Origin of the sequence: Morganella psychrotolerans, from assembly GCF_001676155.1 — a bacterium.
Taxonomy (GTDB): Bacteria; Pseudomonadota; Gammaproteobacteria; order Enterobacterales; family Enterobacteriaceae; genus Morganella; species Morganella psychrotolerans.
On record NZ_LZEW01000023.1, the window covers coordinates 414557 to 425724 of the forward strand.

The window sequence follows — 11168 nt, forward strand, 5'->3', positions numbered from 1 at the left end:
AGCGAAATGAAAAAGTGTTGTTACTGAAATCGCCATTTTTATCCCAAATCACCATGGATAAGGGGAACAAACCGGACAGTTCCGATCGACTGAGTATGAAAATCATTGCCCTGACGGCGGATAAATTTGAGAGTCTGCTGCTGTTCACCGACAGGCACCACCATCCGCCCGTTATCTGCAAGCTGATTGAGCAGTGCGACCGGCACTTCACTGGCGGCAGCGGTAACAATAATGCCGTCAAACGGCGCACGGGATGACCAACCTTCCCAGCCGTCGCCGTGGCGGGCTGAAACATTATGCAGATCCAGCTGTTTTAAACGGCGCCGGGCATGCCATTGCAGCCCTTTCACCCGTTCCACAGAATAAACGTGAGCTGCCAGATGCGCGAGGATAGCTGTCTGATAGCCGGAACCGGTACCGATTTCCAACACATGTGCCTGCGGCGTCAGTTGCAGAAGTTCTGTCATTCTCGCCACCATAAAAGGCTGGGAGATTGTCTGCCCGTAGCCTATCGGCAATGCTGTATTGTCATACGCTTTGTGCGTCAGGGCTTCATCGACAAAATTTTCCCGGGGGACAGCCGCCATCGCCTGTAACAGACGTTCATCGCGGATCCCTGCCTGACGTAACTGTGTTATCAGATCCAGTACTACCCGGCGGATCATTCCTCTGCCTCTCCTGTTTTTTTCAGCCAGTCTTCAATTTTTGCCTGTGTATTATAGGCGGTCAAATCAACCTGCAGGGGGGTGATGGAAACATAACCCGCATCCACTGCAGCAAAATCAGTATCCGGTCCTGTATCCAGTTTATCACCCGGAGGCCCCAGCCAGTAAAGCGGATTGCCTTTCGGATCCAACTGAGTGTACACCACGTCCGGCGCCCGGCGCGTGCCGCAACGGGTGACTTTTATGCCCTTGATTTCACTGAGCGGTACATCCGGCACATTCACATTGAGGATATTACCCGCCCGCAACGGAACCTGCTGTAACATAGCAAGCAGGCGGCAGGTGATTTGTGCGGCAGTATCATAATGCGTGTCGCCGTTGAGTGAAACGGCAATTCCCGGTAACCCGAGATGACGCCCTTCCATTGCTGCGGCAACAGTTCCTGAGTAAATAACATCATCACCCAGGTTCGGGCCGCAGTTAATACCGGAAACGACGATTTCCGGGCGCGGGCGCATCAGATGATTGGCACCGATATAAACACAATCTGTCGGTGTCCCTTCCACCAGCGCAATATCGCCGTTTTCATGAATGACTGTCCGCAGCGGACGGTCAAGCGTCAGGGCATTAGATGCCCCGCTGCGGTTGCGATCGGGGGCGACAACCTGCACATGATAAGTACGCCGCAGCGCCTCAGAGAGCGCCCGGATCCCCGGCGCACTGACGCCGTCATCATTACTCACCAGAATTCGCAGCAAAACGGTACCCTCTTTTTATCAGCAACAGATTATCTTTCACAATGGTAAACTATTTTATCAAGTTAACAGCGATAAAAAAGTGTTATATACCCAACGTCATTCAAGATGCAGGCAGGCGGCAAGAGAAAACAGACGGGGAGCATAGATCAACTATGTGACCCGGCTGGTTTCACGCCGCCAACGAACCTGCAGTTTGAATGAATAAGGGTATAGCAGATTTAGTCTGATTGCTTTTTACATATTTATCGCCATGATACTTTCCGTACCTTTTTTTTGACTGACAGGATATCTGAATGTATACACCACAGAGAAAAACAGTCCGCTTTTTTTTCCGTCATGATTACGGCGCTGACTGCAGGTCTTTTACTGGTATCGGAAGCTTTTGCGCTGACTCCGCAGGAAGAAACCAGAGTCGATAATTTGCTGATTGCTGTTGGTAAGCAGGAACAACTGCTCTTTATCCGCAATGGCAGTGAACATAATGCTGCAGAGGCAGAATCTCACCTGCGGCTGAAACTGGGCAAGACCAAAAAACGGCTGAAAACCGCAGAACAATTTGTGGATAACGTAGCATCAAAGTCCTCAATTACCGGAACGCCCTATCAGGTAAAACTCCCGGGGCAACCGCCTGTTGATGCACAAATATATCTGTCACAATTACTGTCAGATACAGATAACGCCGTGAAAGCACAATAAAAAATACAACGGGCAAAGTGTTCGCATCACCTGCCCGTTTTTATTCTCTGAGATATCTGCTTAACTATTTGCTTAACTATTCGCTGAACTCTGCCGCCTGATCGGCTGCCAGCTCAATCACTTCGCGGATAACACTGGTCGCAAAGCAGCCTGCCGGCAGGAAGAACGAGAGCCGGACTGTTTCATCATCCATCCATTCACTGACAAAATTTTCCGGATACAGCATGACGGCACGGCGGGCATTCTCCACCCCTTCTTTTGCTGCCAACTGCCATAATGCCTGCCAGTCAGCTAATTGTTCCGTTTCAAATACCAGCGCAGCATCCTGAGTACCCAAATCACCTTTACCCGGTAACGGTGCCGTAATGCGCAACTCCCGGTTATCAAGGCGCTGCTGTACATCAGCCTGTTCTTCCGGCTGTGCCACAAACCAACTCCCGCGCCCGGCAAGCTGTACTGCATCACCGGACAGCACTGTTGCCTGTAAATGCTGAGTAATGCGGGCATCTGCCACCGCGTTAAACATCGCACTGCGCGCCGCGGAAAGATAAAAGCTGCGCTTGCTGCGATCGGTTACATTGATCTCTGCATTTGCCCAGCGGCGGGCAAAATACAGATTCTGACCACCGCGCCCGAAGCGCTGTTCGCCGAAATAATTCGGTACACCCTGCTCAGTAATAGATTGCAAGCGCTGCTCCACCGCTGCGCGGTCACTAATCTGGCGCAACACAAGGGTAAAGTGATTACCTTTCAGTGTGCCGATGCGCAACTTGCGTTTTTGCCGGGTGACATCCAGCACTTCGCAGCCTTCCACTTCCAGCTTACTGAAATCCGGCGTCTCTTTGCCGGGCATTTGCAGGCAGAACCATTGTTCAGTCACTGCGTGGCGATCTTTCAGCCCCGCATAACTGACTGACCGGGCTGCGATTTTAGAAAATTTAGCCAGTTGTTCCGCGACAAACCGGGTGTTACAGCCGGTTTTCCGGACGCGCACCATGACATGTTCGCCCTCGCCATCCGGCTCAAAACCCAGATCTTCCTGAACAAAAAAATCTTCCGGCTGTGCTTTTAATACGCCGGTCGCAACCGGTTTTCCGTGAAACCAGCTGACATTCAGGCTCATTGTGCGACCTTAACAAGTAATACGACGGCTTCGCAGGCGATCCCTTCTTTGCGCCCGACAAAGCCGAGTTTTTCAGTCGTGGTCGCCTTTACATTGATGTCATCCATGTGGCAGTGTAAATCTTCTGCCAGATTAACGCGCATCTGCGGGATATGCGGCAGCATTTTCGGTGCCTGCGCAATAATAGTGATATCCAGATTACCCAGTTTATAGCCTTTTTCCTGAATACGCCGGAATGCTTCACGCAGTAAAACACGGCTGTCCGCACCTTTATAAGCGGGATCGGTATCAGGAAATAACTTACCGATATCACCCATCGCCGCCGCACCTAATAAGGCATCTGTCGCGGCATGCAAGGCAACATCACCATCAGAATGTGCCAGTAATCCCTGTTCATAAGGGATGCGCACACCGGCAATCACAATCGGGCCTTCGCCGCCGAAAGCATGAACATCAAAACCGTGTCCGATTCTCATCATTATGTCTGTTCCTTATTGTTATTGGACAGGTAGAACCCGGCAAGCGCGAGGTCTTCCGGCTGTGTGACTTTAATATTATCCGCACGTCCGGTAACCAACAGGGGCTGATAGCCACAAAATTCCAGTGCGGATGCTTCATCGGTTATCACCGCCTGCTGAGAAAGCGCCTGTTGCAGACAGGTACGCAGCAGATGAAGCGGAAAGAATTGCGGGGTCAGTGCATGCCACAGTTGTGTGCGATCCACTGTATGGTCGATACCTGTGTGTCCGGGTAATATCACGCCCCGTTTCATGGTGTCACGCACCGGTGACGCCAGAATCGCCCCCCTGATCCGTCCGTCTGTATCTTCTTCAGACAGGACAGCCAGCAGGCGGTTTAAATCACTGAGATGCAGGCAGGGACGTGCTGCATCATGAACCAGAACCCAGCTGTTTTCAGGTACGTGAGCCGCCAGATAATCAAGTCCGGACAGAACTGAATCCGCCCGCTCGCCGCCGCCGGTTACTGTCCGGATGCGGGGATGGTGTGCCACAGGCAGGGTGCTGAACACGGTATCCTGCGGATGCAGCGCCACAACCACCTGCGAAATACGGGGATGCGCCAGTAAGATGGCAAGGGTATGTTCTAAAATGGTTTTTCCGGCAACGATAAGGTATTGTTTGGGGCATTCACACTGCATTCGCGTACCAATCCCTGCGGCGGGGATCAGTGCTGTCACCGGAACATTATCAGAAATACCGGATATGTCCGGTGCCGGTTGTGAGCCGGTCATTACGGGAGGCGTTATCATCATAGGGATTAGTTAGTACGGCTTTGCGACTGTGTACTTTGCTGAGTCCGTTTTTCGGACAGGACACGATAAAAGCTTTCACCGGGCTTGATCATACCTAATTCGCTGCGTCCGCGCTCTTCGATAGCTTCCAGCCCGTCGTTCAGATCCCCGATTTCAGCAAACAGCTGTTCATTACGGGCTTTGAGGTTCACATTCACCTGTTCTGATGCAACAACGTCTTCACTGACCTGTACATAGTCGTGAATACCATTTTTCCCTAACCACAATGAATATTGCAGCCAGCCCAGAATTATTAAGAGTAATAGCGTCAGTTTACCCATCACCGCCCCCGAAAAGATCGGCTAATCTTCCCATAAGATCGGCGCAGATGCTACTACTCCCTCGGTTATTCCGTAATAAGGTAAGCAAACATTCAGCCGGAGAGGAATTTATTCGTCAATACCGGGCAGAATCAAAATTTCCGGACGTCTGACAAAACAGGGTTGCTGTATCAGTAATATTAGTCAGCTGTTTTGCCGTTTATCGGTAACATTTGCCATTATTTTTGCGTAAAATACCGTTTTTATACCCAACGTCATTCAAGATGCAGGCAGGCTTCCCTGCGCCAACGAACCTGCAGTTTAAATGAATAAGGGTATATCCGTCATCATCCGGAGAACATCATGACCACCACGATTTTTAAAGAATTTCAGTTCGAAGCTGCCCATCACCTGCCACATGTTCCGGAAGGTCATAAATGCGGGCGCCTGCACGGACACTCGTTCCTGGTCCGTCTTGAACTGAGTGGTAATGTGGATGCCCATACCGGTTGGCTGATTGACTTTGCTGAAGTGAAACAGGCGTTTAAGCCTATTTATGACAGATTGGATCATCATTATCTCAATGAGATAGCGGGGCTGGAAAACCCGACCAGCGAAGTGCTGGCACACTGGATCTGGCAACAGACCAAACCCCTGCTGCCGCTGCTGAGTGCGGTGATGGTCAAAGAAACCTGCACCGCCGGCTGTATTTACCGGGGTGAATAATCACATAATCAATGTCCGGATAACCGGACATTGATTATCCCTGTTATACCCAACGTAATTCAGGACCCCGCCAACGAACCTGCAGTTTGAATGAATAAGGGTATATATCAGGCGATATTAAGGTATTTATGTGTCTGCATTGAAAAACGCCAGTTGCGGGCGATGCAGGTTTTAATACACAGTTCTGTTGCCGCCGGTTTCTGGCTGATAGGCTGTAATGCCACCACCGGATATTTACCGGACGGTAATTTCGCCAGCAATAAATCCAGCTCATCAATATCCCGTTGCCGCCCGACAGGGTGTTTTACTTCATCCGCGCGGATAAGCGCAGAAGTTAACACATCATAACCTCCCCGCATATTCACTTTCGGGGAAACCGTGACCCAGGTTTTTTCACTGCACAAGACCGGCTGTGTGCCGCTGGTTTCAATCTGACATTTCCAGCCCTGCGCTTCCAGTTCTGCTGTCAGTGGCTGCAAATCATACAGACACGGCTCCCCGCCGGTGATCACAATATGCCGTGCCGTGTAGCCCTGTGCAGTAAATTGCATAATAATATGTTCTGCACTCAGAGATGCCCACCGGTCATCTTCCTGTGTTTTATTCATCATCACATCAGCTGAACAAATCTTTTCCGGGTCCTGCTCCCAGGTATGTTTTGTATCGCACCAACTGCACCCGACCGGGCAGCGCTGAAGACGGACAAAAATAGCCGGTACGCCGGTAAATACTCCTTCGCCCTGCAATGTCTGAAAAATTTTATTAATTGGGTAATGCATCACTCATCTTTTCCTTGCGTTTGAGGCTCTATTATTGCAGATAATTATCCCGCCGGTATGACTCTTTATGGTAAAGTACCGGGCTGAATTTGACCGCGTTCCACACCAGAAAAAACGCTGCATGTCATGACAGCGACGGGATAAATAGATGAATGAAAATAGCACCACGCTGAAGCGCGGGCTGACAGGGCGGCATATCCGCTTTATGGCGCTCGGCTCTGCGATAGGCACCGGCCTGTTTTACGGCTCCGCAGCCTCAATTGAGCAGGCGGGTCCTGCTGTTCTGCTGGCTTACCTTGTCGGGGGCGCAGCCGTATTTATGGTAATGCGTGCACTGGGCGAAATGGCCGTTCACCATCCGGTACCGGGATCATTTTCACAGTACGCAAGCCATTATATGGGGCCGCTGGCGGGTTTTCTGACCGGCTGGAACTATGTCTTCGAAATGCTCATCGTGTGTCTCGCGGATGTCACGGCATTCGGCTTCTATATGAAGCTCTGGTTCCCGGATGTGGATCAATGGATCTGGGTGCTGGGGATTGTCTGCTTTATTGGTGCGCTGAATTTATGCCACGTAAAAATATTTGGTGAAATGGAATTCTGGCTGTCAATCATTAAGGTTACCGCTATTATTGCCATGATCGTCGGCGGTGCCGCCATCATGATATTTGGCTTCGGTCAGGCGACAGATCATCCTACCGGTATCAGTAATTTATGGGAATTCGGCGGCTTTATGCCGAACGGAATAAGCGGGGTGATAGCCTCCCTTGCCATAGTGATGTTTGCTTTCGGCGGGATTGAGGTTATCGGTATCACCGCGAGCGAGGCACAAGACCCGGAAAAAACTATTCCGAAGGCGATCAATGCCGTACCGTTCCGTATTCTGCTGTTTTATGTGCTGACGCTGTTTATCCTGATGTGTATTTTCCCGTGGAACCAGATTGGTCATAACGGCAGCCCGTTTGTGCAGATTTTCGAAAAACTGAATATCTCTTATGCGGCAAATATTCTGAACCTGGTGGTGATCACCGCCGCAGTGTCTGCCATCAACAGTGATATTTTCGGTGCAGGTCGTATGATGTACGGCATGGCACAGGAAGGTCAGGCGCCTAAATCATTCATGAAGCTGACAAAAAAATGGCGTACCATGGATGACAGTACTGGTAATGAGTATCGTGCTGCTTGCCGGTGTGGTGCTGAACTACCTGGTGCCGGAAAAAATATTCATCATTATCGCCTCTATTGCGACCTTTGCGACAGTCTGGGTCTGGCTGATGATCCTGTTATCCCAGGTGGCAATGCGCCGTCAGATGACACCGGAAGAAGTCAAAACCCTGAAGTTCCCGGTGCCGATGTGGCCGGTCGCGCCAGTTGTCACTATTGTGTTTATGGCTTTTGTTATCGCACTGCTGGGCTATTTCCCGGATACCAGGGTGGCACTTGCTGTAGGGATGGGCTGGGTGGTCATTCTGACGCTGGCCTTCTATAAAAAGACCCGCACTATTCTTGCATTAATAGCCCTGTCTCTCATTGGTTTCATCACTAATTATTACCGTGTAAACGGTGCATTACCGTTTATGCATTAATTCAGATCAGAGCGACATAACATAAAAAAAAGGGGGAGCTATCAGCTCCCCCTTTTTTATCGGTAATCAGGGCTCACTGTCAATACGCTGAACGCGGGATCCCATAATCTGCAAGGTTCTGAGTACCATGTGAATACCTTTTAATGTCTCAGGATCTTTCAGTAATTTGTAGGTATTACGGAAGTTGTATTTCTCATCGTTATACATCATCTCCATTTTAGCCTGATTCAGTGCCAGGCCACCTTCCCATAGCTGGGCAATGGCAGATTCTGTATTATCCGCCAGCTTACTCACCTCGTTCTTTCCGATGATATCAACCAGGTCGGCGACTAAAGAGAGCGCATCTATCACGTTATCAAACCGGTTCATCTGCATTAATACTGCCAGTTTGTCCCGTGTTTGTGCAGAAAATTCCGGCGCCTGCGGTGCCTGTTCAGTGTTGTGTTCAGTTGTCGGCATTATCAGTTCCTCTCTTATACCAGGCCACGGACAGTTGACCAGTACAGCCCGCGGTTAAAACCGGTGCGCAGTAATCCGCCCAGCTTTGTCGGCGGTGTCGGTACAACATCATGTTTGTAATCATACTGAAGCGGCATACCTGCATTCAGCCCCATCTGCGCTACCGCCTGGACACGACCATCATAAATTGCAGTGGTATAGCCAAAACGCATCTCACCAATAATATTGTCAACCACAACCGTGGATTGGTTATGACAACTCCCCGCAGCTTTGCTGACCGGCAGGTCAACGGTATCCCCCAACACATACACGTTTTTCAGCCCGTAAACCTGTAATGTTTCAGGATCAGTCGGCAGCCATCCCTCTTCCGGATCCCCGTCACACAGCCCGGTATTACGCACCGCTTCGACTGCTGAGATAGGTGGAGTGCTTATCAGCAGATCAAAAGGCTGCTCTTCACCCTCTTTCGAATAGGCGATTTTTTTCTCCGGACAAACGCGTTCTAGGGTAAAGCCACGCTGTGCCTGAATATCACGCTCCTGAAAAACAGTCGGCAGGACTTCGCACACATCCTTTTGCATAAACAAGCAGTTACGCAATAACTGGGAGACTGTCGGGTAGGTATAAACAATCTCGATATCCTGACGGACACGGCGCTGGCGGAAATAATCATCCAGCATCAATGTCGTTTCCATCGGGGCGATACCGCACTGGTGAGGAACATTCGGGGTATTCGGGAAAGAGACTGTAATGAAAATCCGGCCTTTCTCAAATTTAGCCAGTTTTTCTGCCAGTTGGCGGGCGGGTTGGTACTGATAGAAATGATCGGCAGCTTCTTTCATACCGGAGATACGTTCAGGTCTTGGCTGACAGCCAGTGGCAATAACCAGGTAATCATAGCCGTATTTTGTGCCGTTTTTTCCCTGCAATGTCTGCGAGGCAAAATCAAAATGTTCAACCCGGTCATGGACAAACTTAATTTCAGGGCGCAGCAGAGAGCGTTGAGATTTGCGTAACTCATCTTTCTGATACAGATTAAACGCAACATACATAAACGCAGGTTTATAATAGTGCCATTCACTGTCTGAAATCAGTACAACCTCTACTTTCTTCTGATAAATATCATTTAACAACTTCTTCGTCAGGATATTCGCGACCATCGTGCCGCCAGCCCCGCCACCCACAATAACAATACGCTGCATTTAGTTTCTCCGGTAAATTATTTAACATCGGAATTAAATAAATAACACAAAATAATAACACCGGTTTAACTATAGCAGGTTGCTAATTATATTTACTTACATAATTTATATTAATATATCATTTATATGATGTGGTTCTTATTATTGAAATTCTGCAATCAAAGGATGATGGTCCGACGCATCAGTCAGCATGACATCTGACTGTATCAATTTGAATCCGCGATAAAATAAATAGTCCAGCGGATGCCCGAATACCCTGGTGCGGATATCAACAGGGAAAATAACTTCTTTCAGACGCAGGGTACGGGCGAACCTTTTCAATATATTTATTCGCTGCCTGCTCCAGGCATTAAAATCCCCACCCATAATAACCGGTCCGATATGACAACGGATCTGCGAACCAATCGTATTTAACTGGCGGCGGTACACATCCACACCAAAACTAAAATTAATTGCATGGACATTTATTACCATCAGTTGGCGACCATCCGGTAACGGATAAACCGTAATCAGGGCCGATTTTGCCAGACGTAATAATGGCTCTTTTTGCTGTAGCGGACAGCAATAGATAGGATGCGAAGTTGCAAGTGTCATTACACCTGAAGGGTGCTGCTGAAAGCGGAGCGCAGGAACCTGATCAGCAATAAGCTGATGTTTTGCCGAGAGATTAACCAATCCCGGTGATGGCTGAGCTTCCTGTAATAACGCAAGTTGTGTGTCACACAGGAGTTTATCAAGCGTCTTCTGCCAGTCTGGGCGCTGCTGCTTATAGATATTCCAGACGACAACACGAATAGGTTGCGCCGGTGTGGAGATAGGTAAACCTACCGGAAGCCGGGATCCCAACATATCTGCTGACATAGGTGGAATTTGCTGAGCCGGAAGCCCCGCAACATAGCGGACTGACCAGGTTTTTTTCTTGTTCAATACGACCCTCAGGCTATTTGGGTATATACCCGTTATCTGTGTCTGTTATCTTAACAAATTCTATTACATACTTTACGATACTGAGTGGTCTTTCTGTGTAAATTCGTCTATTTCTTTTTTTATTACATACTGCTGAGAAAAATGCATTTCATCGAAGCATTGCCCCGGTAATTTCCCGTCAGCAACGTGAAACAGAAACCGTTGTTTCATTTATGAAAATTAACTCATAAAAGTATCAGAATTTACCATATCAGGTGATGAAAAGGACAACCGGGGGATATAAGGGATGTGGTGCTATTCGTCTTTTGGACACGAATATTTAATTTACCGTCAGCAGCGCAAAATAGAAACCGTTGTTTCATTCATGGAAAGTATCGGGGTTCACTGCATCAGGTCAGGAGGAGGATAACCGGGGGATATCAGGCAGGTGAAAAATGGCGGTGGTGTTGTTTATTCAGTAATTTTATTGCATTCAGGCTGATTGTTGATTGCTTTTCCGCCCAAACGCAAAAAAGCCACCCAAAGGGTGGCTTCTCGGCTTAAATAATAACCTGGCGGTTCCCTACTCTCACATGGGGAGACCCCACACTACCATCGGCGCTACGGCGTTTCACTTCTGAGTTCGGCATGGGGTCAGGTGGGACCACCGCGCTAGTGCCGCCAGGCAAATTCTGT

The 11168-nt window shown here is 49.1% G+C and carries 12 protein-coding genes, 1 rRNA gene and 1 pseudogene; 3 read left to right on the top strand and 11 right to left on the bottom strand.

Annotation, left to right across the window (positions count from 1 at the left end; genetic code table 11):
- Positions 1-38: 38 nt before the first annotated feature.
- Positions 39-665: a protein-L-isoaspartate(D-aspartate) O-methyltransferase gene (locus AYY16_RS14970; protein ID WP_067368272.1), complete on the bottom strand. Its 627-nt coding sequence runs from the start codon at positions 663-665 to the stop codon at positions 39-41.
- A complete protein-coding gene (gene surE / locus AYY16_RS14975; protein ID WP_067368274.1) occupies positions 662-1423 on the bottom strand; it encodes a 5'/3'-nucleotidase SurE in 762 nt (253 codons plus the stop codon). The genes AYY16_RS14970 and surE overlap by 4 nt, the downstream gene beginning before the upstream one ends.
- A gap of 336 nt (positions 1424-1759) precedes the next feature.
- Here surE and AYY16_RS14980 point away from each other — a divergent pair, with 336 nt between their 5' ends.
- Positions 1760-2119 (top strand): YfeK family protein, encoded by a 360-nt coding sequence (locus tag AYY16_RS14980; protein WP_067368277.1) that lies wholly within the window; start codon positions 1760-1762, stop codon positions 2117-2119.
- Positions 2120-2195: 76 nt separating this feature from the next.
- Here the strand turns inward: AYY16_RS14980 and truD are convergent, their stop codons facing one another.
- The 4 genes from truD to ftsB are packed head-to-tail and all read right to left on the bottom strand — an operon-like array spanning position 2196 to position 4835.
- The gene (truD, locus tag AYY16_RS14985) at positions 2196-3242 is read right to left on the bottom strand and encodes a tRNA pseudouridine(13) synthase TruD (protein ID WP_067368280.1); all 1047 of its coding nucleotides are present in this window, start codon (positions 3240-3242) and stop codon (positions 2196-2198) included.
- Complete coding sequence (gene ispF / locus AYY16_RS14990) at positions 3239-3718, bottom strand: 2-C-methyl-D-erythritol 2,4-cyclodiphosphate synthase (RefSeq protein WP_067368401.1); 480 nt, start codon at positions 3716-3718, stop codon at positions 3239-3241. The genes truD and ispF overlap by 4 nt, the downstream gene beginning before the upstream one ends.
- A 2-nt stretch (positions 3719-3720) precedes the next feature.
- Positions 3721-4494 carry a 2-C-methyl-D-erythritol 4-phosphate cytidylyltransferase gene (gene ispD, locus AYY16_RS14995; RefSeq protein WP_082970758.1) on the bottom strand — a complete coding sequence of 258 codons (774 nt, stop codon included), beginning with the start codon at positions 4492-4494 and terminating at the stop codon, positions 3721-3723.
- 26 nt (positions 4495-4520) lie between these two features.
- Positions 4521-4835, bottom strand: coding sequence for a cell division protein FtsB (gene ftsB / locus AYY16_RS15000; RefSeq protein WP_067368283.1), 315 nt, complete (start codon positions 4833-4835; stop codon positions 4521-4523).
- 339 nt (positions 4836-5174) lie between these two features.
- Between ftsB and queD the strand changes: the two genes are divergently transcribed.
- Positions 5175-5540: a 6-carboxytetrahydropterin synthase QueD gene (gene queD, locus AYY16_RS15005; protein WP_208020745.1), complete on the top strand. Its 366-nt coding sequence runs from the start codon at positions 5175-5177 to the stop codon at positions 5538-5540.
- Between the two features lie 107 nt (positions 5541-5647).
- Here queD and queE read toward each other — a convergent pair whose 3' ends face one another.
- Positions 5648-6319: a 7-carboxy-7-deazaguanine synthase QueE gene (queE, locus tag AYY16_RS15010; protein WP_067368289.1), complete on the bottom strand. Its 672-nt coding sequence runs from the start codon at positions 6317-6319 to the stop codon at positions 5648-5650.
- 148 nt (positions 6320-6467) lie between these two features.
- Between queE and AYY16_RS15015 the strand changes: the two are divergent.
- Positions 6468-7905, top strand: a pseudogene (locus AYY16_RS15015) (amino acid permease).
- A 66-nt stretch (positions 7906-7971) separates the two neighbouring features.
- Here AYY16_RS15015 and AYY16_RS15020 read toward each other — a convergent pair.
- The 4 genes from AYY16_RS15020 to rrf all read right to left on the bottom strand — a co-directional run bounded on the left by AYY16_RS15020 (position 7972) and on the right by rrf (position 11158).
- Positions 7972-8364, bottom strand: a complete 393-nt coding sequence (locus AYY16_RS15020) for a helical membrane plugin domain-containing protein (protein WP_067368292.1) — start codon at positions 8362-8364, stop codon at positions 7972-7974.
- Positions 8365-8378: 14 nt separating this feature from the next.
- Positions 8379-9566, bottom strand: a complete 1188-nt coding sequence (locus tag AYY16_RS15025) for an NAD(P)/FAD-dependent oxidoreductase (protein ID WP_067368295.1) — start codon at positions 9564-9566, stop codon at positions 8379-8381.
- A gap of 141 nt (positions 9567-9707) precedes the next feature.
- Complete coding sequence (locus AYY16_RS15030) at positions 9708-10493, bottom strand: endonuclease/exonuclease/phosphatase family protein (protein ID WP_067368298.1); 786 nt, start codon at positions 10491-10493, stop codon at positions 9708-9710.
- A 549-nt stretch (positions 10494-11042) separates the two neighbouring features.
- Positions 11043-11158 (bottom strand): 5S ribosomal RNA (rrf, locus tag AYY16_RS15035).
- Positions 11159-11168: the final 10 nt, after the last annotated feature.